The following is a 21,215-nucleotide window of genomic DNA, read 5'->3' on the forward strand; positions in this document are numbered from 1 at the left end:
CCCCGCCCCTACCGCGCCCTTCCCGACAAACTGCGCCTGCCCATGTCTGCCGACTTTCCGCCTTCCCCCCTGGATTCCAACCCCGACTACGACGCGCTGCGGCCGGCCTCCTCGGCGGCGGGCAATGCGCTGCGCCAGCTGCGGGCCCGCGCCGAGCGGCGCCGGCTGGTTACGCAGAGCCCGCCAGCCGAAACGCCGGCCGAGATGCAGCGGCTGGTGCAGGAGCTGCAGGTGCATCAGATTGAGCTGGAAATGCAGTACGAGGAGCTGCTGCTTGCCCAGGCCGAAGCCGAGGCCAGCCGCGCGCAGTACCTCGACCTGTACGAATTTGCGCCCGTTGGCTACTGCACACTCGATGCGGCCGGCACACTGCGCCAGCTAAACCTACGCACCGCCCAGCTGCTGGGGCTGGTGCGCCAGCAGCTGCAGGGCCGCCGGCTGGCCTTGTTCGTCGAGCCCCGGCAACGCGGCCAGTTCACCGAATTTCTCGGGCGGGTGCTGGCCGCCGATGCCGCCGATACCGCCCGCCACAGTATCCTGCTGACTTTCCAGCGCCCCGATGGCCAGCCCCTGGAGCTGCGCCTCGAAGCTACCCTGGCCCATGGCCCCCACGAGCAGCCGCTGGTGCGCCTGGCCCAGCTCGACGTGACGGAGCAGCAGCGCGCTACCCGGGCGCTGGCCGAAAGCGAGCAACGCCTGCGCCAGGCCCTCGACGCGGCAGCCATGGGAGTAGTAAGCTGGGATTTCGCCACCAACACCTGGCAGGCCGATGCCCGTGCCCAGGCCATCTGGGGGTTGCCCTATGCCGCTGCCGCCCGCCCCATCGACACCGTAGCGGCCCACCTGCATCCCGCCGACCGCACCCGGTTCCGGCAGCTGGCCGAAACGGCGGCCGGCACCGACGGCCTCGAAGTGGAGCTGCGCGTAGGGGATGCCCAGCAGCCCGACCACTACGTGAGCCTGACGGGCCACGTGCAGCCCCCTACTCCGGCCAATCCGGGCGGGCACCTGCTGGGGCTGGTGCGCGACCGGACGCCGCGCCGGCGCGCCGAGCAGGAGCTCAGCTACAAAACCCAGCTGCTGGAGCGCATTCTGAGCCATTTGCCGGTGCTGCTGGGCCGCTTCGATACGCAGGGCCGCTACCGCGAGCTGGTGGGCGCGGGCCTGCGCCGCCTGCACCTGGCCGATAACGAGCTGGTGGGCCAGTCGGTTTTCGAGTGTTTCCCGACCATCAGTGAGCACAACCGCCGGCTGCTGACCGGCGAGTCGGTTGATTTTGTGGGCACGACCGAGCTCGACGGCGAGCAGGTGTATTATCAATGCTACGGCTTTTTCGACACCGAGCGCAAAGAGGCCGTGGTATTTGCCCTCGATATAACCGAGCCCGAGCAGCAGCGGGCCGAAACCACCCGGCTGCAGCTGCGCCAGCAGCAGCTGGTACTTTCGGCCATCCTCACCACCCAGGAAGAAGAGCGTCGCCGCATTGCCGAGGCCCTGCACAACGGTGTGGGCCAGCTGCTCTACGCCACCCGCCTGCACCTCACCCAGCTACCCGATTCGGAGGCCCTGCGTGCCAGCCAGCAACTGCTGCAGGAAGCCATCCGGGCCACCCGCACCATCTCCTTCGAGCTCACCCCGCACATTCTGGAAGACTTCGGCCTGCCCGCCGCCCTGCGCGAGCTGGCCGACCGCGTGCCCGTGAGCCTGCTGCGCCTTGACCTCGTGCTGGAGGGCCTCGACGACCTGACCCAGCCCCTGCCCCCGCCGGTGCAGATGGCGGTTTACCGCATGGTGCAGGAGCTGCTCAGCAATGTAATGAAGCACGCCCAGGCCCGCGAGGTAACGCTGCGCGTGGCCCGCCAGGCCGGGCAGTTGGGCATCCGCATCTGCGACGACGGCGTGGGCTTCGTGCCTGCACCGGTGCCCACCAGCGGCGGCATCGGACTGGCTGGCATCCGCAACCGAGTGGAGCTGCTGGGCGGCCGGCTGATTATCGAATCGGCGCCGAATAAGGGAACGACTATCAGTATTGAGCTACCACTAGCGGGCCCGCTGTAGGGGCGGGGCTTGCCCCCGCCCGCCGTTAAACGATTACCGATGAAACGATGCGAATGAACAGCGTAGGGGCAAGCCCCGCCCCTACGCTGTTCATTCGCCCCGCGCCAGCAGCACCACGCCGCCTACTATAGCCAGCAACCCCAGCGCCTGGGGCCAGGCCAGGGTTTCGCGAGCCACCAGGATGCCCAGCAGGGCGGTAAGCAGCACCGAGCCGCCCACAATGATGGGGGTACCAACCGAGGCCGGCACGCCCCGTTCGAACACCACAAAAGTCAGGATTTCGGCCAGCCCTACCCCCAGGCCTGCCAGCGCGGCCAGCCCCAGGCCCTTGCTGGTTACACCCAGCGGAGCGCCTTTCAGGTGCAGGCTCAGCAGCCAGATGCCGCCCAGCGCGGCGGCAACCAGCTGCAGCACTACGGCGCCCGCCGCGGCCGCAATGTGGCCCGCCGCCAGCTTGATAAAGAAGTTGTAACCAGCCAGGCATAGCGCCGCCAGCAGCGCCAGCCCCAGCCAGCCGCCCACGCCCGCCACCTTAGGCGCCGGGCTTATCGAGGCGCTTGAGCAGCTGCCGCTGCTGGCCCTCCCAGTTCTCAAACTCGTCGCTGTCTTCCCAAAACTCGCGCAGCTCCGACTCGGGCCCAAGAATAGTGCGCACGGCCTCCTGAGCGGGCTTGCGCAGGGGTTCTACATGGCTCAGGTTCAGCCCCGGAATAACGCCCAGCAGGTCGTTGGGAAAGGTACGGGCGGGCTTTCCCAGAATGGCGGCCACGATTTCGGCCGCCGCCAGCGCCTCGTTGGCTACGTCGGCGTCGAGGTACTCGCCATCGGCCTGCTGCACGGCGGCCAGGGCCTGTTCGAGCACGCCGGACGAGGGTTCGGCCCTGAAATCTTCGGCAAAGTCGGCGGCCGTGTCGTTGTCGAAATTATAGTAGCCCCAGGCTCCCATGTGCGGTACTGTTTTGAGGATTGATTGGAAAGGTTGAAATCAGTGCAAAGAAGGCAATAACGGCGACATTGTTTGCACTCGGACTATTTGCGGTGCTATACCTGCGTACCAGCTGCTGCGGCCGGATGATTGATGACGCCCACCGATACTACCGCGGCTTCCGGCGCCGCGCCGCCATGCTACTTCAGCTTTTCCTTAAGTAGCTCAATCTCCGCGGCCGGGTCAGCTTTGTCATAAAGAATATTGTAGGCTGCCGTAGTGATGGGCATGGATACCTGGAGCTTGCGGTTGATTTCGTAGATGCTCTTCACGGCGTAGTAGCCCTCGGCAATCATGTTCATCTCCAGCTGAGCCGATTTCACCGAGTAGCCCCGGCCCACCATGTGGCCAAAGGTGCGGTTGCGCGAGAACTGCGAGTAAGCCGTCACCAGCAAATCGCCCAGGTAGGCCGAGCCCGACAAATCGCGCGGCTGGGGGTTGAGGGCGTGGGCGAAGCGGCGCATTTCCTGCACGGCATTGCTCACCAGCACGGCCAGGAAGTTGTCGCCGTAGCCCAGGCCGTGGGCAATGCCGCCGGTCAGGGCAATGATGTTTTTCATCACGGCGCAGTACTCAATACCGTCGAGGTCGGTGGCGGGGTTAGCCTTCACGTAGCGGTTGCGCAGCAGCCGGCAGAAGTCCTCGGCCAGCTCGGCGTCGGGCGAGCCGATGGTCAGGTAGCTCTGTTTTTCGAGGGCTACTTCCTCGGCGTGGCAGGGCCCGGCCACTACGCCCAGGCGGGTGTGGGGCAGCCGGAACCGCTCGGCCACGTAGTCGGTCACGAGCACGTTTTTGCCCGGAATCATGCCCTTGATGGCCGAAATAATACGCTTACCCTTCAGTGCGTCACGGTCGAGCTTGTCGAGGGCGCTTTGCACGAAGGCGGCGGGCACGGCCAGTACCAGCCAGTCGGCGGCCGCTACGGCCTCCTTCAGGTCGGTGGTGGGCAGCACGCGGTCCAGGTCGAGGGCCACCGACGAGAGGTAGCGCGGGTTGTGACGCGTGCGCAGCAGGTGCTGCACGTCGTCTTTGCTGCGCATCCACCAGTGCACGCGGCTGCCGTTTTCCGACAGGATTTTGGTAAGCGCGGTGGCCCAGGAGCCGCCGCCGAGCATGGCTATTTTTTCCAAGGTGGGATAGAATCAGAGGTAAAGCAGGGTAGAATGCGCGAAAAGGCCGGTAAGTTGGCAAATAAAAAACTGTCATCCTGACGAAGGAAGGACCTTACCGCGCCAAAACGAGCCGCTGTTGCAGCCGTTCTCACATGGTAAGGTCCTTCCTTCGTCAGGATGACGGCCGGTTTAGGCTAACCGCTGCCCTACTGGGCCGCTACGTCTTCTTTCAAGGCTTCCTTGTTGAGGCTTTTGGCATCCTTAATAACCACCAAATCGCCGTCTTTCAGGGTTTTAGAAACGGCCCGGAACGGTCCGCTCGCCACCTGGTCGCCGGCCTGAACGCCGCTCAGGATTTCAATATTCTGGAAGTCGCTGATGCCGGTTTTTACGGGCGTCATCACGGCCTTACCGTTCCGGATCAGGAACACCACTTCCTGGGGGGCCGCCTGCAGCCCGGCGGCGGCAGTTGGCTTGGTTGTGGCCTTGGCACCGTCTTTAGCAGCTCCCGGGGCCATCTGGGTGCTATCGGTGCGGGTGGTTACGGCGGCCAGCGGCACGCTCAGCACGTTGCTTTTACGGTTGGTGATGATGTCGACCGAGGCCGTCATGCCGGGGCGGAAGGGCACTACCCGACGGCCGGGCTTGGCCTGCAGCAGGTTTTCATAGGAGGAAGGCAGCAGTCGGATTTTCACCTCAAACTCGGTTACGGCCTCGGCCGTCAGCGCGTCTTTGGCCGTGTTGGCAATGCTGGTCACCACGCCCCGGAACCGCTGGTCCTGACTGGCGTAGCTGTCCACCTCCACGTCGGCCGAGTCGCCGAGCGTCACGTTGATGATGTCGTTTTCGTTCACGCTCACCCGCACCTCCATTTCGCGCAGGTTGGCGATGCGCATGATTTCGGTACCCGCCATCTGGCTGGTGCCCACTACCCGCTCGCCCTTCTTCACATTCAGCTTGCTGACGGTGCCGTTTACGGGCGAATAGATGGTGGTTTTGTCGAGGTTGCGGCGGGCTTCCTCCAGGCCGGCCTGGGCCGAGCGCACGCTGCTCTGGGCCCCGCGAATGCTCTGGCGGGCCGAGTTTATTTCCTCCTGCGAGGCGTCGTAGGCCGCCTTGCTGGCTTCATAGTCGGCCTGCGAAATCACCTTTTGCTTGTAGAGCGAGGCATTGCGGCGGTACGTCAGTTCGGTTTGGCGGGCGCTGGCAATCAGCTGCTGCAGGCGGGCGCGGGTCTGGGCCACGTTGGCCTGCTGGGTACCCACCACGGCGTTCTGCTGGCTCACTACGGCCTGGTAGTTATCGGGCCGGATACGCAGCAGCAGCTGGCCTTTCTTCACCGAGTCGCCTTCTTCCACGTACAGCTCGGTTATTTCGCCCGATACGTCGGGCGAAATCTTGACTTCCGTTTCGGGCTGCACTTTGCCCGAGGCACTTACCTTCTCCACAATAGTAGTGGGCGCAGCCGAAGCCGCCAGCACCTCGGTGCCCGCCGGCTGGCCAATCCAGCCCTGCTTTTTGGCCACGAAGAAGCCGACAAGCGCCACCACCAGCAAGGCCAGCAGGATGTACAGGGTACGATTGTTTTTCATATCTGGGGGTATTGGAAACTTAGGACTTGGGGTACTGGGATAAAGCGCAAGCAAACACGCGGCCACCCAGGGCCTTATAGTGAAATGGGGCGACCCTGGTAGAAGTCGAGGACTTTGCGGCGGAACACAAAGCTATACTTCGCCTGAATCATGCTCGACTCGGCGGCCGTGAGGTTGTTTTTGGCAATGTTGAACTCGGTGCCGTTGAGCAGGCCGTTGTTGAAGCGGATTTCGGCGTTGCGGTAGGCCAGCGTGAGGGCTTCTACCTGCCGGCTGGAAGCCAGGAACTGGCGCTGGGCGGCCAGCGCATCGGCGAAAGCCTGCTCAATTGTTTGGCGCAGCACCAGCCGGGCCTGCTCGGCGCGCACCTCGGCCAGCTGCTGGTTTATTTTGGCCCGCTGCACGCTGGTACGGGCCTGCAGGCCGTTCAGAATCGGAATCTGCAGGTTGAACTGCAGCGACTTGCCCAGGTTGTTATCGAGCTGGGTGAAGTACGACACGTTTTCGGAGCTGCGCCGAAACACTGGCTGGAAGGGCGTTACGGCCACAAACGGGGCCGCCGTCGTCGTCGGCCGGCCGGTGTTGGGGTCGAGCTGAAAGATGGGAAAAAACGCCTGGGCCGAATCGACGCTGGTGGTGGGCAGCGTGTAGAGCGAGGAGTAGCCGGTGAAGATGCTGGCGCCAAAAGTCAGGCGCGGGTAGTAGGCCCCGCGGGCCAGATCGAGGCTGCGCATGCTGCTTTGCACGCGCAGGTCGGCGGCCTTTATTTCGGGCTGGCGGGCCTGGGCAGTGCCGAACACCTCGGCCGGGGCCACATCGGCCAGCGCGCCTTCGGTGGGGTCGGCCAGCTCGGGCGTCTCAATGGTAAGCGCCTGGCTGGCGGCCTCATCCAGATTAAGCAGCTGGGCCAGCTGAATTTTGGCAATGGCCAGCTGGTTTTGGGCCGTGATGACGTTAAGCTGGTCGGTAGAAAGCTGGGCGCGGCTGTCGAGCACGTTGCTCTCGGCCACCGCGCCGGCCTTCAGCAGCTTCTGGCTCTGCTCGACCTGCAGCTGGGTACTAGCGGCCCGCACCTCGTTGGTGCGCACCAGCTCCTGAGCCAGCAGCATCTGCAGGTAGGCCGAAGCTACATTGAGCGACAAGTCGTTGCGGGCCTGCTCCACGTCGCTGAGGGCGGCCTGGTAATCGAGGGTGTTGCGGCGGACGGTGTTGCGCAGCTGGAAGCCCGAAAAAAGGGTTATCTGCGATACGGCCGAGAAATTGTTGTTGCGCGTGGTCTGGCTCTGGAAAACGTTGGTCAGCGGGTTGATGGTAGTACCGTAGTTCCAGGCCTGGCTGCCATTGAGGTTGGCCGAGGGCAACATAGCGGCGCGGCTCTGCAGCAGGGCTACATCAATATTCTGGGCCTGCAGCTGGCTCTGGCGCACGTTCAGGTTGTGGGTCAGGGCATAGTCGACGGCCCCCTGCAAGCTCCAGGGGCCGGTGGGCGCGGCGGCTGGCAGCGTACCGGCCGGGGGCTGCACCGGCGTAGTCTGGGCCTGGGCCGCCAGCGGGGCCACGGCAACGGCACTCAGCAGCAACCAGTAGTAACGCTTCATAAACACAAACTAAATAGAAAGGAAGAGGGCAAATGGCGTGGCCGAAGCCGTTGGGTCAAAGATATTGATTGCCCGCTATATCGCCCAAGTCAATCAACCAACAGCCCATTCTTCGCCGTGAGCTTTAAGCTGCAAGCTGCAAGCTTTAGAACGGGCTTGAAGCTTGCAGCTTGTGGCTTGCAGCTTAACCAAAGCTAATCGAGGGCCTGAATATCAATCACGCGGTGCACCCAGCGCAGCTGGCGCAGGTAGTCGAGGGTGCTGGGGCGCAGGTCGGAGTCCATTTCGATGAACTGGCGGGCCGTTTCGTGCTTGCCCCGCCGCGAAACCGACATGGTGGCAATGTTGCAGTCGTCGCGCGAGATGACCGAGGCAATGAAGGCAATGGAGCCTACTTCGTCGTCGGCATCAATAATGAGCGTGTGCAACGAGCCCGAGAAGTCAGCCGGGAAGCCATCGACCTCCACAATCCGGATGACGCCGCCGCCCCGGCTCTGGCCCACTACCTCCACGGCCCCGCCGGTGCGCTCGTCGCGCAGCTGCAGCCTGATGGTATTGGGGTGCATGGTAGACGCGTTGCCTACGCCCTGAAACGTGTAGCTCAGCCCGGCCTGCTGGGCGTGGTCGAAGGCCTCGCGGATGCGCACATCGTCGGTGTTCATGCCCAGCAGCCCGGCCACAATGGCGCGGTCGGAGCCGTGGCCCTCGTAGGTGCGGGCAAACGAGTTGTAGAACGTGATGACGGCGTGCGTGGGCGTGCTGCCCAGAATGCGAATGGCGGCCCGCGCAATGCGCACCACGCCGGCCGTATGCGAAGAGCTGGGCCCGATCATCACCGGCCCAATCATATCAAAAATGCTCGATTTCTCTGCCATGCGGTAAAGGTAGTTTTTTGGGCGAAGTGAGGGGGATAAAGGGGTAAAAGAACTGTCATGCCTGCCTCAAATTCCTACCTTTGCGCTTGCCTATGGAAAACCCCGCCCCCACTCCCACCGACTTTTCGCCCGCCGTGCTGGAGCAGCTGCAGCGCCTGAAGCAACGCTTCGATGCCGACGACCAGGATCTGGCTGCCTATCTCGAAGGCTACTACCACACCCGCTACCTCGGCTACTGGGACTACATCCAGCTTGAAACCCTGCTGAGCCTGCAGCGCCCGCGCACCGAAATTCCCGATGAGCGGATTTTCATCATGTACCACCAGATTACGGAGCTGTATTTCAAGCTCTGCCTCTGCGAGTACGAGCAGCTCGGCGACCTGCAAGCGCCCACGGTAAAGGAAGTGGTGCTGCGCGTGGGCCGCATCAACCGCTACTTCGAAAACCTGATCGACTCGTTCGACGTGATGGTGGACGGCATGGACAAGCTGCAATTTCTGGAGTTCCGGCTGGCGCTTATGCCGGCCTCGGGTTTCCAGAGCGCGCAGTACCGCATGATTGAGCTGGCCAGCACGGCCCTGAGCAACCTGGTGCCCGAGGAGCAGCGCCGCCTGCTGGGCGAGGCCGCCGCCCACGACGAGCTGCTGGGCTGTATCTACTGGAAATCGGGTGCTACGGTGGTTGAAACCGGTGCCAAGGCCCTTACCCTTACCGAGTTTGAGAAGAAGTACACCGCGCAGCTCAACGACTTCGCCCGGCAGTACACCCAGCGCAACCTCTGGGCCGTGGTGCAGCGCCTACCCACCGGCCCCGAGGGCCAGCAGCACCCGCGCCTGCTGCACCAGCTGCGCCAGCTCGACGTGAACGTGAACGTGAACTGGCCGCTGATGCACTACAAATCGGCCGTGCGCTACCTGGAGCGCAACCCCGACTCCATTGCAGCCACCGGCGGCACCAACTGGCAGCAGTACCTGCCTCCCAAGTTCCAGCGCCGCATTTTCTACCCCCAGCTCTGGACCGAAACCGAGCTGGCCGACTGGGGCAAGGGCTGGGTGGAAAGCGTGCTGGGCGGCGAGTAATAATTACGGCTGTTCAACGAAGTACCCGGAAGTAAAAAAGACCGTCATGCGGAGCTTGTCGAAGCATGACGGTCTTTGTAACTGCCTAAATAGCGCTAGTTGCAGCTGCTCTGACTGCTACTCTACTTTAAACGTAGCCTTCGTGTTGTCCCAGCCCAAGGTCACTTCGCCTGATTTATCGGCCGTGATGGTGAACTGTTCGAGGCGGCGGTTCGGGGCCGAAACCGGGGCGGGCACGCGCAGCGTGTCGCGGGTGGCATCGTACTCGTAGGCCCCCCACTGGTTGGGCTGGCTGTTGAAAATGATGGTCCACTCCTTTTCCTGCGGGATAGTGAACAGAGCATATTTGCCGGCTGGCAGCGGGCGGCCCTGCACCCGCACGGGCTTATCGACGGTAAAAGTAGTAGCCTCGTTGGCGCCCGTGCGCCATACCTGGCCGTAGGGTACCAGCCCGCCCATTACCTTACGCTCGTGGGCCGAGGGGCGGCTGTAGCGGATACTGAATGTGGCCCCGCTGGCCACGGTGGCCGACACGGTGGCGGCGGGGCTGGGCCGAGCGGTTTTCTCGGCCGTGGCCGGCGAGTCCGACTCTGAGCAGGAGGCAAGACCGAAAGCGAGTCCCAGCAGCGGGAGCAGCAAAGGAGCCAGAAAAATCTGCCCGGAAGGCGTACAGATGGCAGGCATAAGAGAGCGGTGGGGTGAAGCACGAAATGGCCGGCGTCAGCGGCCAGAGGTATTCTTTGCAGCAATAAGTATACCCCAAGTTTATTGATTGGTTGCTTGGGCGCAATTGGCGGCCAGAAACAGCCAGCAGATTTCCGACTACCTTCGCCCCGTTCTTGGTCTGTTTTTCAGGTCAGATGAGTGGCTGGTGGCCGCGCTTTCGGGCGGGGCCTTAAAAGGGAACCGGGTGCAACTCCCGGACAGACGCGCTACTGTGAGGGCCGGCCGCTTCGGCGCCGCCGCTGCCTCCCCCATGTTGCCCATTGCTTGCTTCGGCGGGTGAGAAGGGCGGGGAGGCAGGCCCGAGTCAGGAGACCTGCCCGCCGCTTATAGATGATAAGGCCACCCCGCGACCTGGGGGCCTTGTTGCATGCTGCGGCGGGCTGGTGGCCCGTGCTATAACCGGCTGCCGGGCAGCCGGGTCCGGCGTGGCCGGGCGTGCAGCATTCGGCAGGGAAACCAGGCAGCAGGCCAGCCTCGAAAAACGGGCCGGGAAGGTTTTTCTACCCTCCTTTCTTCTCCTTGCTGCTTATGCTCACGCTTGCCGAAAAAATCAGCCGCGCCGAAACCCGCATCTTCAAAGCGGTTTTTCCCAACACCACCAACCACTACGACACCCTGTTCGGCGGCACCACGCTGCACCTCATGGACGAGGTAGCCTTCATCACGGCCACCCGGTTTTCGCGTCTGAAAATGGTGACGGTTTCCTCCGACAAAGTCGATTTCACCCACCCCATTCCCGGCGGCACGCTGGTCGAGCTGATTGGCCGCGTCGAGCACGTGGGCCGCACCAGCCTCAAGGTGCGGGTAGAGTTGTTTGTGGAGCAGATGTACTCCGAAGACCGCCACCGGGCCGTGTCGGGCCTGTTCACCTTCGTGGCCATTGATGAGGACAAGCGCCCGGTGGCCATTTTGCCCGCCGAAATGCAGCCGGCGCCGGTAGCGTAGGCCAGCTGCGGGGGCGTATCTTTGCAGGCGTAAAAGGATAACTCCCTTTCCCCTGCCTTATGCCCTCTCCCCTTGCTTCCGGCGCTCAGGAAATTGAGCTGCTGCTCCCCCCCGAACAGGCCTACGACGAGCTGGCCCGCTACGAAGCCCTGCTGGCCGCCGCCGGCCTGCGCCCCGGCCAGGCCGATTTCGTGCACCTGCGCAAGCGCTCGGTCGATGCCCGGGGCCGCCAGCCGCTGGTGCGCCTGCGGGCCGACATCTACCGCCAGCGCCCGCCGGCCGATTTGTTCGGGCCCTGGTTCTCGTTTCCCGACGTCAGCCAGGCCCGGCGCACGGTGCTGATTGTGGGCGCCGGGCCGGCGGGGCTGTTTGCGGCGCTGCGGGCCATTGAGCTGGGCATCCGGCCCATTGTGGTGGAGCGCGGCAAGGACGTGCGCACCCGCCGCCGCGACCTGGCCGCCATCAACAAAGAGCACCGCGTCGACCCCGACTCCAACTACTGCTTCGGCGAGGGCGGGGCCGGCACGTACTCCGATGGCAAACTCTACACCCGCGCCACCAAGCGTGGCGACGTGCAGCGCATTCTGCGGCTGCTGGTGCAGCACGGCGCCACGTCCGATATTCTGGTGGATGCCCACCCGCACATCGGCACCAACAAGCTGCCCGCCGTGGTGGCCGCCCTGCGCGACTCGGTGCGGCAGGCCGGCGGGCAGGTGCTGTTTGAAACGCGGGTCGATGACCTGCTCATCAGCGAAAACCGCCTGCACGGCGTGGTCACGGCCGCCGGCCAGGAGCTGACGGCCGACGCCGTAATTCTGGCCACCGGCCACTCGGCCCGCGACATTTACGAGCTGCTGCACCGCCGCGGCGTGCTCATCGAGGCCAAGCCCTTCGCGCTGGGCGTGCGCGTCGAGCACCCCCAGCAGCTCATCGACCAGGCCCAGTACCGCCGCCCCGACCGGGGCCCACTGCCGGCCGCCTCCTACGCGCTGGTACACCAGACGCAGGTGGGCAACGAGCAGCGGGGCGTGTTTTCGTTCTGCATGTGCCCGGGCGGCTTCATCGTGCCGGCCGCCACGGCCCCCGGCGAGGTGGTAGTAAACGGCATGAGCCCCAGCCGCCGCGACTCGCGCTTTGCCAACTCGGGCATCGTGGCCGCCGTGGAGCTGCGCGATATGGATCTGCGCCAGCACGGCCCGCTGGCCGGCCTGCACCTGCAGCAGCAAATTGAGCAGCGCGCCTGCCAGCTGGCCGGCAACTCCCAAAAGGCCCCGGCCCAGCTGCTGGGCGACTTTCTGAAGCAGAAAACCTCCGCCCAGCTGCTGGAAACCAGCTACCAGCCGGGCCTCGTGTCGGTGCCCATGGATGAGGTGCTGGGCGCGGCGCTGGCCGAGCGGCTGCGCCAGGGCTTTGCCAATTTCGGCCGCAAAATCCCCAGCTACGCTACCAACGTGGCCCAGATTGTAGGCGTGGAAAGCCGCACTTCCTCGCCCGTGCGCATCCCCCGCGACCGGGACACGCTGGAGCACCCCACCCTGCGCGGCCTGTTTCCGTGCGGCGAAGGCGCGGGCTACGCCGGCGGCATCGTGTCGGCCGCCATGGATGGCGAGCGGTGCGCCGAGGCGGTATTAGCGGTTTTCTAGGGACTTGGATGGGGTTTGCTGCGGACAGGCAACCTTATTATATCCACTATATAGGATTTAAAAGCAAGTGGGAGGCACTAATTTGCCTATTATCGTCTGATTTAAAGTCCTTAACGTAATGCTAGTTATACCCCCGACCTCGGAATAGTGGCGGTTTTAGCTTCCTTGCGTGGCCTGCTGCCAGCGTGGTACTTTATGAAGGAGTTAAATCAGAAACACAAGCTGTATGGAGTAAAGAAGCCAACTCAAAAATATTGCTCAGCTTCCCAGTAGTATTACGCAATACGCTACTAGTTTTGGGCTACTTATCCTGCCCGGCCATTGCCACCTTGCCTCATTACTTATTGCACGAAAGCATCCTTTCTGTTTACTTAAAAGGGAATATGTTCAATAGTTTCCATTACACGCAATGATTCGTTTCCTCTTAGTTAGCTGTCTGCTAGTGACTACTCTTTCCTCGTGGGCCCAAACAGACCCACCACTTAATTTCCCCCGGTGGTATGCGGGCCTGCAGTATGGTCGGCAAGATTACCAATTAGCTTTCTCAGTAGCCTCAGGTTCAGCCAACCTAGGGCCTGGGCGCACAAATGCTCGTCGTCCGCAACTGACGCTAGGCTATCAGATTAACCCTAGGTTAGCCGTACAGGCAGGAATTGCCCCTGCAAAAGAGACATTCTCCTACGGAGGAAGTGGCACCAATAGTGCGGGTAATAGTTTGACTGAGTGGGGAGTATCCACTAACAGCAGCTTAGCCTTACCCATTTTGGCACGATACACCCTTGCATCCAAGCTCTGGGGAAACCTGCAACTCGATGCGTTGGGTGGTACTGTATTGTTCTGGTCTCAGGGCAAGAGTGACTTTACCCGCACTGAAGACGGTGTAATTACCCTTCGTTCGATATCTACAACAAAGGTGCGTAATGCAATTCTCGCTGTAGGACCAAGTGCGCGCTATGAATTTGGCCGCCACCTAGCGGGGTTTGCTGACTGGATGTTTTATAAGAATTTGCAGTCCAGCAGCTTAGTTTACCCAGGGAGTAATTCGACAAACAAAAATGGGATTACTAACTCTGTGAACCTCGGAATCCGATATCGTTTTGGCTACCGATAAGGCATATTTTGTAACTGGTTGCAGAGTTCATAACCCTTTCTAAACGGTCGTTTATAACGTTATGATGGCCGCCAGCCCAGGCCTGCCAGGCTTCGTGCGAGCAGATGGACACGTTTTTTAGGGGCCTCAGCAAGCGGTGAGCGTTTCGGCTCCGTACTACTTTGCAGCCGGGCCTGCGTATAGCACTGCTCGTTTGCGGGGTTCGGCCGTCGCGTCACGCGGCCCGCCTGCCCCGCCTTAAATCACCCGATAGCATCCGTTCTTATGAAAAAGACCCTCGTTTTAGGTGCCACCGACAACCCCGCCCGCTACGCCTACCGGGCCGTGCACCAACTCAAGCAGCACGGCCACGAAGTAGTGCCGGTGGGCATCCGCAAGGGCGCGGTGGCCGGCCTCGAAATCCGCAACGACCGGCCCGCCGCCGAAGGCGTAGACACGGTGACGCTCTACGTCGGCCCCCAGAACCAGCCCGGCTGGTACGACTACATTCTGGACCTCAACCCCAGGCGCATCATTTTCAACCCGGGCACCGAAAACCCGGTGCTGGAAGAACTGGCGCAGCAGCGCGGCATTCAAACCGAAGAAGCCTGCACGCTGGTGATGCTGAGCATCGGGCAGTATTAGCTGGGAAGTACTGTTGTACAGTAGCCCCAGCGGGGCAGCATGTGGGTAGTAATATTAACAGACTACAAGACAACAAAGCCCCAGCGGGGCGACACAAACGGCTGAACGGCTTGTGTCGCCCCGCTGGGGCTTTGCTGTAGTAGTTTCTACCGATATGCCGCCCCTCCGGGGCTACTGCACAGGGCCCATTTACAGGCCGCTGAAACTTTCTTTTGCCCCCAGGCAACCCTTACCGCTTACCTTGCATCTGACGCCCCAAACGAACTGCTTCTGACCTGAACTTTACGCTGCTGCTGCCGCCGTTATGACGGAAACCGAGTTAATAGCCGCCTGCCGCCAGGGCAGTAGCCGGGCCCAGAAACAGCTCTACGAGCAGTTTTCGGGCCTGATGCTGTCGGTTTGCCTGCGCTACCTACGCCGGCGCGAGGATGCCGAGGAAGCCCTAATTGTGGGGTTCACCAAGGTGTTCCGGGCCCTCGACCAGTATCGGCACGAAGGCTCGTTTGAGGGGTGGATCCGGCGCATTGTGGTCAACGAGGCCCTCGGGATGCTGCGCCGCAAGGAGCCGCTGCACATGGCTATCGACGACCTGACTTACGATGTGCCGGCCGTGGCCGCCACGGCCGAAAGCCAGCTCAGCGCCGACGATATGCTAGCGCTGCTGGCGGGTTTGCCGGCTGGTTACCGCACCGTTTTCAACCTGTACGCCCTAGAGGGCTACTCCCACCCCGAAATCGGCGAGCTGCTCGGTATTTCGGAGGGCACCAGCAAATCGCAGCTCAGCAAGGCCCGGGGCATGCTCCAGCGCCGCCTCGCGGTGGCCAATAGCGAGGCCCGCCCCGCCGCTCCTACCACCTCCTCACCGAAAGAACTGTATGCAACCGGAAGATATTGATAAGCTGTTTCGTGAGCGGCTGGCGGACCACGCCCCCACGCCGCCCGCCTTTGTGTGGGCCGAAATCGAGGCCGAAATACAGCCTGCCAAGCGCCGCCGCCCCGCCATGTGGCTGGCGGCGGCTTCGGTGGCGCTGCTCGTGCTGCTGGGCGCGGCCGGTTGGCTGCTGCTGGGTGGCGCGGGCCCCGCAACTCGGCCCGAGCTGGCCGCCACCACGCCCGCCCGCGTGCCGGCCGCTGGCGCAACTGCGCCGGAGGCCGTTGGCACGGAAAATAATTCAGCTGAGAAACAGGCGCTTCTGGCCGCCGCAGAAATAAATGAGGCAACCCGGGCAACGGCTGAAGCCACGGCCCCATCTGGCCCCTCAGAAGCAACCGCCACCGTTATGGCCTCCGGGCCGGCCGCCTTAGTGGCCACTACGGTTCGCGCTGCGGCAAGCCGGCCCGGGGGTGTACAACCCGGCCTGGCCGCCGACCGCCGGCCCCCAACCAGCTCGGCGGCGGTTGCTTCTGAAAGGCTGCCGGCAAACGAGCCGGCCCCGTTAACGGCCCTGGCCGCCACCGCGCCCGATCTGCCCAAACCTACGCTGGCCCCGGCGCTGAAACGGCCCGCCGCCCTAGCCACTGCCACGGTAGCCCTCACCGGCCCGATTGAAGTGGAAGTCCGGCCCGCTTATGAAGCCCCGGAGCCAGAGCCGGCCCGCCGCCGTGGCGTGCTGGCCGTGCTCCGGCAGGTGCGCAACGTGGTGCAAGGCGAGCCGGTGAGCCTGACCGCCGCCGGCCTGCCCGAAACGGTAACCGTGCAGGCCCGCCTGGGCAGCCGCACGCTCACCAAAACCATTCAACTGTAGGGCTTAGGGATTTAGGTTTTAGGGATTAGAGAAGAATTCAACGCCTCCTTTCTTTCTCTCGCTCTTAATCCGGCAACACTCACTAAGCCTTAAAACCTAAGTCCTAAGCCCCTAAGTCCTAAATCTCATGAAACGCTTCCTCCTGCTTCCGCTTCTGACGATGCTGCTGGCCCTGGTTTCGACCACCGGTACGGCCCGCACCCTGCCTGCCCTGAACGACGACACCATTGTGGTGCGCCTGCCCAACCAGGCCACGATGACGCTGTATGTAAAAGACCGCGCCCAGCTGCGCGAGCTGCGCAACTACAAGCTCGATTCACTCATGCTGCTGCTCGATACTTACATTGCCCAGGCCGAGAAAGCCAGCAAGAACTCCACCTCCGAGCAGGTAACGATGGAGTTCTACCCCGCCAAGGACCAGCCCGGCAAGCGGGTACCCGAGCAAATCCGCATCACGATGCACAACGACCAGGCCCCCGGCCAGCCGGCTAAAAAGGGCGAGCGGGTAGACGTGAGCGTGGGCCGGGTATTCGGCGTAACGGTGGAGGAAAGCGGCACCGATGGCGACGACCGGGTATCGGTGCGGGTGGGTTCGTCGGCCAAATCCGACTCGATCCGGACGGCTGAGCGCAAGGCTAAGGCCGAGGAGCGGGCCAACCGGGCCGTGAGTTCCAGCTTCACTATCGACCTGGGCCTGAACGCGCTGGTAAACAAGCAGCAGGATATGGGCGGCACCTCCCTGGACCTGCGCCCCTGGGGCTCGCGCTACATCAGCTTCAACTGGCTCTACGACATTCGGGTGGGCGCCAAAGGCTCGCCGCTGTACCTGCGCACCGGTCCCGAGCTGGCTTTCAACAACTACATGCTCGATAACAACCGGCGTTTCGTGAACCAGAACGACGTAACGACCCTGGAGTTGCCCACCGAAGCCGGCCGCAACTATGAGAAGAGCAAGCTGGCCGTTTCCACCATCAACCTGCCGCTGATGCTGGCCCTCAGCTTCCGCGACGACAAGGGCCGCTCTTCGTTCCGCGCCGGGGCCGGCGGGTTTGTCGGCTACCGCCTCGGCTCGCACACCAAGCTCAAGTACGAGGAAGACGGCAACACCAAGAAGGATAAGGACCGCGGCAGCTACAACCTCGAAGACTTCCAGTATGGCCTGCAGGGCACCATTGGCATCCGCGGCATCGACCTGTTTGCCAAGTACAACCTCAACAACCTCTTCCAGAGCAACCGCGGCCCCCAGGCTCAGACCCTCAGCTTCGGTATCACGCTGCTGAATTAGAAAACGAAAAGCGGCAGTAAAAAGGCTCGTTAAACGTCCTCCTTTGAGAGTCGTTTAACGAGCCTTTTTACTGCCGCTCTTTTGCACTTTGATTCAGCCAATCAAAGATTCCGATAAAAGTTATCCAGCAGAATAGCCGCCGATACGGCCACGTTGAGGCTCTCGGCCTGGCCGCGGCCGGGAATGTGCAGGCGTTGGGTGAGGCAGTCTTCGACAGGCGGCGTGAGGCCGTGGCTTTCGGAGCCCATAATAAGCACGCCGCTGGGTTGCAGCGTGAGGCGGTGCACGTTGTCGCCATGCAGGTCGGCGCCGTACACGGGCAGGCCGGCGGGCAGCGTGGCCAGCCAGGCGGGCAGGTCGCGCTGCCAGATGGGTACACGGGCAAACGAGCCCATAGTGGCCACCACTGTTTTTGGGGCCCAGGGGTCGGCGCAGGTTTCGGAGCACACCACCCCGGCCAGTCCGTACCAGTCGGCCAGCCGGATGAGCGTGCCCACGTTGCCGGGGTCGCGCACATCGTCGAGGGCCAGCAGCAGCTGGTTGGGGGCCGGCTGCAGGGGTGTTTCGGCGGGCAGGCGGGCCACGGCCAGGGCCGTGTTGTTGGTGCTCAGGGAACTGAGGCGGGTCAGCTCGTCGGCCGAAACCAGGTCGAGCGGAACCCCGGCGGGCAACTCGGCGGCAATTTTATCCGCAAATTCGGGCGTCGCTATCAGCCGTTCGGTGAGAATGCCGGAACTTAGCAGCTCGCGCACGCTCTTGCCGCCTTCTACCAGGAAGGCACCGTGGCGGGTGCGGTACTTCTTCAGGTGCAGCGCGTGCACGTATTTCGCTACTGCTTTTGAAACCATTGGCACCTTCTGAGGCCCTGTTGGGGCGAAATTTTAAACAAGTTGAACTGCCCCGGCTGCGGCGGCTGGCCCTGGCGGGCCTGCTGCTGGCTGGCGGCGGGCTGGTGGGCTGTTCGCCGCTGAGGCTGCTGCAGCCCGGCCAGCGGCTGCTGAGCGAGGTTAACGTCCGGGGAACCGATCAGGCCGACCCCGAGCGGCTGGCGGCCCTGGTGCAGCAGCAGCCCAACAGCACCTTTCCGCTGCCAAAGGTAACCATCTACCAGTTTGGCCGCTCGTTTTATAACCCCGAGCGCATTGCCCGGAAGCTGGCCGACACCCAGGCCGACTACGCCCGCCAGATTGCCGAGGCCGGCACCGACTCGGCCCAGGTGGGCAAGCTGCTGCGCCGGCGCGAGCAAAAGGAGCGCCGCTACCAGCTGGCGCTCGATAAGGGCAACGCCATTATGCGCCTGGGCGAGCCGCCGGTGGTCTACGATTCGTCGCTCACGGCGGCTTCGGTGCAGCAGCTAAGTATCTACCTGAAATCGAAAGGGTTTTTCCGCAGCTCGGTTACGGTTTCCGACACCGTGCCCACGCGCCGGTTTACGCCGCTGCGGCTGCTGGCGCTGCAGGCACCCTACTCCACCGACTCGCAGCGTGTAACGGTTACCTACACCATTAACGAAGGGCCCGTTTTTCATTATTCGCGGCTCGATGATGAAGTAGCCGACTCGGCCGTGGCCCAGCGGGTGCGGGCGGCCCGGCCCCAAAGCCTGCTGCGCGAGGGCGACCAATACGACGAGGAGGTGATTGGGGCCGAGCGCGCCCGGCTGGAAACGCTGCTCAAGAACCAGGGCTACTACGATTTCCGGCAGCAGTACATCACCTTCGAGGCCGACACCAGCTTCCGGCCTACCACCGTGCGCCTGCGCACGCTCGTCGATGCCCCGCCCCGGGGGCAGCATCGGCGCTACACGCTGCGCCACGTCGATTTCATCAGCGACGCGGGTATCGTGCGCTTTGGCCAGAACCGCGACACGGTTGTGCGCGACTCGGTAAATTACCTGGCCTACCGCCACCGCATCAGCCCGCGGGCCCTCGACCGCAAGTTGGCGTTGCGGCCCAACGAGCCGTACAGCCTCAGCAAAACCCAGCGTACCCAGCGCCAGCTTGGCAGCCTGGATATGTTCCGCTTCACGACCATTACCTACCGGCGGGTGCGGGGCGCGGAGGCGTCGGCCGACTCGACCCAGGGCCTGCTCGATGCCACCGTTAGTGCAGCACCAGCCAAGCGGTTTCAGGAAACCGTGGAGTTTGGCGGCACTTACGTGGCCCAGGAAGTAGGGCCGTTCGGTAATGTGCGCCTGAAAATCCGCAACGTATTCGGTGGGGCCGAAATCCTGGAATTTGGGGTACGGGCCGGCTTTGAAGGGCAGTACGATATAACGGGCACCCAAAGCAGCGACACGCAGGAAAAGCTGCGCTCCGAGCTGACGACCCAGCTCGGAGGCAACGTGAACCTGGTGCTGCCGCGGTTTCTGGTGCCCTGGCGGGTGGGGCCGCGGCTGGGCGAGTACAACCCGCGCACCCGCATCAACGCTTCCTATACCTACGTTGACCGGCCCGACTACACGCGTACCAATGCCGAAGCCACCTTCGACTACATCTGGCAGCGCTCGGCCTTTCACCAGTATGTGCTCACGCCCATTGATCTGAGCATTATCCGCACGGCCAGTATCAGCGACACGTTCCAGACGACTCTGCAGAATCTGCTTATCCGGCAGGGCTCCCCGCTGTTTCGCAGCTTCGATAACCTGCTCATCCCCAGCCTCAACGTCACGTCCCTCTACAACTCCAACGATTTCAACCAGACCCGCGACGCACGCTACCTGCGCCTGTTTGCCGAGGTAGGCGGCCTCGGCCGGGGGTTATTTCAGCAGCAGCCGCTGGTCACCGATACGCGCGATCTGCGCCAGAGCGACCTCAAAATCTACGACTTCACCAAGCTTACGGCCGACTACCGCCGCTACTACAAGCTCACCTCCGACTCGTACCTGGTATACCGGCTGGCCGGCGGCGCCGTGGCGGCCCTGAGCAAGACCCAGCTGACCACTATTGGCCGCGACGGCAGCCAGAGCACCAGCACCTCTTTTCTGATACCCTACGACAAGTACCTGTTTGCGGGCGGCAGCTCCAGTGTGCGGGCCTGGAAGCCGCGCCGGCTGGGGGCAGGCTCATTCACGCAGTATAAGTTCGACCCCGATAACCCAACTCAACCCCTGATTGTGGATGGCCAGCGGGTGCGCGACTTCAACCTCGAGCAGCCCGGCGAGCTGCTGCTCGAAGGCAACATCGAGTACCGTTTTCCGCTCTACAACTTCATAAAAGGCGCCGTATTCACTGATTTCGGCAACGTGTGGACACTCCGCCCCGACCCGCGGCCGGGGGCCCAGTTCCGCTTCAACAAGTTCTATCAGCAGTTCGCGGTGGGCTCGGGCTTCGGCTTCCGCTTCGATCTGAGCTTTCTGATTATGCGCCTCGACATTGCTACCAAGGTGTACGACCCCAGTGCCCCCGGCAGCAAGTGGGCCATCCGCAACTTCAGCTTCCGCGAAGACCAGACGGCCTTCAACCTAGGCATCGGATATCCATTCTGATTCACTGATTTCGAAATAAATTACTATACATAAGAAAGGCCCCGCTAAGCGGGGCCTTTCTTATGTATATGTAAAACCGAATAATAATTAAGTACAATTAAATTCGGGCAGTACGCAATTTTCGTCACTTATCGATTTGATTACCAGCGGGCCCGTTTCAAATTTCAACCGCTTACTACTAGGTTTTATCGACGAAGTCAGTACATTTGGCTGGTCTTTTTCAACATTCATCGAGTTTGACTGCGCGGGTTTAGTACTATTCCTGCTTAGTCTGTAACCTACTCGTTGCCCCGGCTTCGGCCCGTCGTTCCAGGGCTGCCCATAGAGGCAGCATCCCGGAATAGTCTCTTTCC

Annotated in this window: 18 protein-coding genes and 1 riboswitch; of the genes, 10 read left to right on the top strand and 8 right to left on the bottom strand. The window is 62.6% G+C overall.

From position 1 onward, the window contains the following. The first annotated feature begins 42 nt into the window (after positions 1 to 42). Entirely contained in the window at positions 43 to 2,058 is a 2,016-nt protein-coding gene (locus tag J7E24_RS15165; protein WP_215138968.1) for an ATP-binding protein, read from the top strand. Between the two features lie 90 nt (positions 2,059 to 2,148). On the opposite strand, the gene J7E24_RS15170 is transcribed toward J7E24_RS15165, so the two are convergent. The 6 genes from J7E24_RS15170 to sdaAB all read right to left on the bottom strand — a co-directional run bounded on the left by J7E24_RS15170 (position 2,149) and on the right by sdaAB (position 8,220). Further along, positions 2,149 to 2,589, bottom strand: coding sequence for a hypothetical protein (locus J7E24_RS15170; protein ID WP_215138969.1), 441 nt, complete (start codon positions 2,587 to 2,589; stop codon positions 2,149 to 2,151). Between the two features lies 1 nt (position 2,590). Further along, positions 2,591 to 3,004 carry a DUF4259 domain-containing protein gene (locus J7E24_RS15175; RefSeq protein WP_215138970.1) on the bottom strand — a complete coding sequence of 138 codons (414 nt, stop codon included), beginning with the start codon at positions 3,002 to 3,004 and terminating at the stop codon, positions 2,591 to 2,593. A gap of 179 nt (positions 3,005 to 3,183) precedes the next feature. Next, positions 3,184 to 4,173, bottom strand: a complete 990-nt coding sequence (locus tag J7E24_RS15180) for an NAD(P)H-dependent glycerol-3-phosphate dehydrogenase (protein ID WP_251047214.1) — start codon at positions 4,171 to 4,173, stop codon at positions 3,184 to 3,186. Between the two features lie 188 nt (positions 4,174 to 4,361). Further along, the gene (locus tag J7E24_RS15185) at positions 4,362 to 5,747 is read right to left on the bottom strand and encodes an efflux RND transporter periplasmic adaptor subunit (protein WP_215138971.1); all 1,386 of its coding nucleotides are present in this window, start codon (positions 5,745 to 5,747) and stop codon (positions 4,362 to 4,364) included. A 74-nt stretch (positions 5,748 to 5,821) separates the two neighbouring features. Then, positions 5,822 to 7,345 carry a TolC family protein gene (locus J7E24_RS15190; protein ID WP_215138972.1) on the bottom strand — a complete coding sequence of 508 codons (1,524 nt, stop codon included), beginning with the start codon at positions 7,343 to 7,345 and terminating at the stop codon, positions 5,822 to 5,824. 194 nt (positions 7,346 to 7,539) lie between these two features. Further along, a complete protein-coding gene (gene sdaAB, locus J7E24_RS15195) occupies positions 7,540 to 8,220 on the bottom strand; it encodes an L-serine ammonia-lyase, iron-sulfur-dependent subunit beta (RefSeq protein WP_215138973.1) in 681 nt (226 codons plus the stop codon). Between the two features lie 92 nt (positions 8,221 to 8,312). Here sdaAB and J7E24_RS15200 point away from each other — a divergent pair, with 92 nt between their 5' ends. Continuing rightward, the gene (locus tag J7E24_RS15200; RefSeq protein WP_215138974.1) at positions 8,313 to 9,299 is read left to right on the top strand and encodes a tryptophan 2,3-dioxygenase family protein; all 987 of its coding nucleotides are present in this window, start codon (positions 8,313 to 8,315) and stop codon (positions 9,297 to 9,299) included. 117 nt (positions 9,300 to 9,416) lie between these two features. Here the strand turns inward: J7E24_RS15200 and J7E24_RS15205 are convergent, their stop codons facing one another. Continuing rightward, positions 9,417 to 9,983 (bottom strand): DUF2911 domain-containing protein, encoded by a 567-nt coding sequence (locus J7E24_RS15205; RefSeq protein WP_215138975.1) that lies wholly within the window; start codon positions 9,981 to 9,983, stop codon positions 9,417 to 9,419. 168 nt (positions 9,984 to 10,151) lie between these two features. Further along, positions 10,152 to 10,361, top strand: a riboswitch (cobalamin riboswitch). 192 nt (positions 10,362 to 10,553) lie between these two features. On the opposite strand from J7E24_RS15205, the gene J7E24_RS15210 reads away from it, so the two are divergent. From J7E24_RS15210 to J7E24_RS15240, 7 genes are all read left to right on the top strand, one after another. After that, positions 10,554 to 10,970, top strand: coding sequence for an acyl-CoA thioesterase (locus J7E24_RS15210; RefSeq protein WP_215138976.1), 417 nt, complete (start codon positions 10,554 to 10,556; stop codon positions 10,968 to 10,970). 59 nt (positions 10,971 to 11,029) lie between these two features. Beyond that, the gene (locus J7E24_RS15215; protein ID WP_215138977.1) at positions 11,030 to 12,613 is read left to right on the top strand and encodes an NAD(P)/FAD-dependent oxidoreductase; all 1,584 of its coding nucleotides are present in this window, start codon (positions 11,030 to 11,032) and stop codon (positions 12,611 to 12,613) included. A 763-nt stretch (positions 12,614 to 13,376) separates the two neighbouring features. Then, complete coding sequence (locus J7E24_RS17925; RefSeq protein WP_317195665.1) at positions 13,377 to 13,724, top strand: hypothetical protein; 348 nt, start codon at positions 13,377 to 13,379, stop codon at positions 13,722 to 13,724. Between the two features lie 264 nt (positions 13,725 to 13,988). After that, positions 13,989 to 14,348 carry a CoA-binding protein gene (locus J7E24_RS15225; RefSeq protein WP_215138979.1) on the top strand — a complete coding sequence of 120 codons (360 nt, stop codon included), beginning with the start codon at positions 13,989 to 13,991 and terminating at the stop codon, positions 14,346 to 14,348. A gap of 304 nt (positions 14,349 to 14,652) precedes the next feature. Beyond that, on the top strand, positions 14,653 to 15,243 hold the full coding sequence (locus J7E24_RS15230; protein WP_215138980.1) for an RNA polymerase sigma factor: 591 nt from the start codon (positions 14,653 to 14,655) through the stop codon (positions 15,241 to 15,243). Continuing rightward, positions 15,224 to 16,093 (top strand): hypothetical protein, encoded by an 870-nt coding sequence (locus tag J7E24_RS15235; protein ID WP_215138981.1) that lies wholly within the window; start codon positions 15,224 to 15,226, stop codon positions 16,091 to 16,093. The genes J7E24_RS15230 and J7E24_RS15235 overlap by 20 nt, the downstream gene beginning before the upstream one ends. A gap of 127 nt (positions 16,094 to 16,220) precedes the next feature. Further along, positions 16,221 to 17,378 carry an outer membrane beta-barrel protein gene (locus tag J7E24_RS15240; RefSeq protein WP_215138982.1) on the top strand — a complete coding sequence of 386 codons (1,158 nt, stop codon included), beginning with the start codon at positions 16,221 to 16,223 and terminating at the stop codon, positions 17,376 to 17,378. A 101-nt stretch (positions 17,379 to 17,479) separates the two neighbouring features. On the opposite strand, the gene J7E24_RS15245 is transcribed toward J7E24_RS15240, so the two are convergent. Next, positions 17,480 to 18,226 (bottom strand): TrmH family RNA methyltransferase, encoded by a 747-nt coding sequence (locus tag J7E24_RS15245; RefSeq protein WP_215138983.1) that lies wholly within the window; start codon positions 18,224 to 18,226, stop codon positions 17,480 to 17,482. Between J7E24_RS15245 and J7E24_RS15250 the strand changes: the two genes are divergently transcribed. Further along, entirely contained in the window at positions 18,226 to 20,862 is a 2,637-nt protein-coding gene (locus tag J7E24_RS15250) for a BamA/TamA family outer membrane protein (protein WP_215138984.1), read from the top strand. The genes J7E24_RS15245 and J7E24_RS15250 overlap by 1 nt on opposite strands. Positions 20,863 to 21,215 lie beyond the last annotated feature (353 nt).

Origin of the sequence: Hymenobacter sp. ISL-91 (assembly GCF_018613725.1) — a bacterium.
GTDB lineage: Bacteria > Bacteroidota > Bacteroidia > Cytophagales > Hymenobacteraceae > Hymenobacter.

Excerpts from the sequence above, each read along its gene's own strand:
- J7E24_RS15165 (WP_215138968.1), top strand. The coding sequence starts at position 43 with ATGTCTGCCGACTTTCCGCCTTCCCCCCTGGATTCCAACCCCGACTAC.
- J7E24_RS15175 (WP_215138970.1), bottom strand. The coding sequence starts at position 3,004 with ATGGGAGCCTGGGGCTACTATAATTTCGACAACGACACGGCCGCCGAC.
- J7E24_RS15185 (WP_215138971.1), bottom strand. The coding sequence starts at position 5,747 with ATGAAAAACAATCGTACCCTGTACATCCTGCTGGCCTTGCTGGTGGTG.
- J7E24_RS15190 (WP_215138972.1), bottom strand. The coding sequence starts at position 7,345 with ATGAAGCGTTACTACTGGTTGCTGCTGAGTGCCGTTGCCGTGGCCCCG.
- sdaAB (WP_215138973.1), bottom strand. The coding sequence starts at position 8,220 with ATGGCAGAGAAATCGAGCATTTTTGATATGATTGGGCCGGTGATGATC.
- J7E24_RS15200 (WP_215138974.1), top strand. The coding sequence starts at position 8,313 with ATGGAAAACCCCGCCCCCACTCCCACCGACTTTTCGCCCGCCGTGCTG.
- J7E24_RS15205 (WP_215138975.1), bottom strand. The coding sequence starts at position 9,983 with ATGCCTGCCATCTGTACGCCTTCCGGGCAGATTTTTCTGGCTCCTTTG.
- J7E24_RS15210 (WP_215138976.1), top strand. The coding sequence starts at position 10,554 with ATGCTCACGCTTGCCGAAAAAATCAGCCGCGCCGAAACCCGCATCTTC.
- J7E24_RS15215 (WP_215138977.1), top strand. The coding sequence starts at position 11,030 with ATGCCCTCTCCCCTTGCTTCCGGCGCTCAGGAAATTGAGCTGCTGCTC.
- J7E24_RS15225 (WP_215138979.1), top strand. The coding sequence starts at position 13,989 with ATGAAAAAGACCCTCGTTTTAGGTGCCACCGACAACCCCGCCCGCTAC.
- J7E24_RS15230 (WP_215138980.1), top strand. The coding sequence starts at position 14,653 with ATGACGGAAACCGAGTTAATAGCCGCCTGCCGCCAGGGCAGTAGCCGG.
- J7E24_RS15235 (WP_215138981.1), top strand. The coding sequence starts at position 15,224 with ATGCAACCGGAAGATATTGATAAGCTGTTTCGTGAGCGGCTGGCGGAC.
- J7E24_RS15240 (WP_215138982.1), top strand. The coding sequence starts at position 16,221 with ATGAAACGCTTCCTCCTGCTTCCGCTTCTGACGATGCTGCTGGCCCTG.
- J7E24_RS15245 (WP_215138983.1), bottom strand. The coding sequence starts at position 18,226 with ATGGTTTCAAAAGCAGTAGCGAAATACGTGCACGCGCTGCACCTGAAG.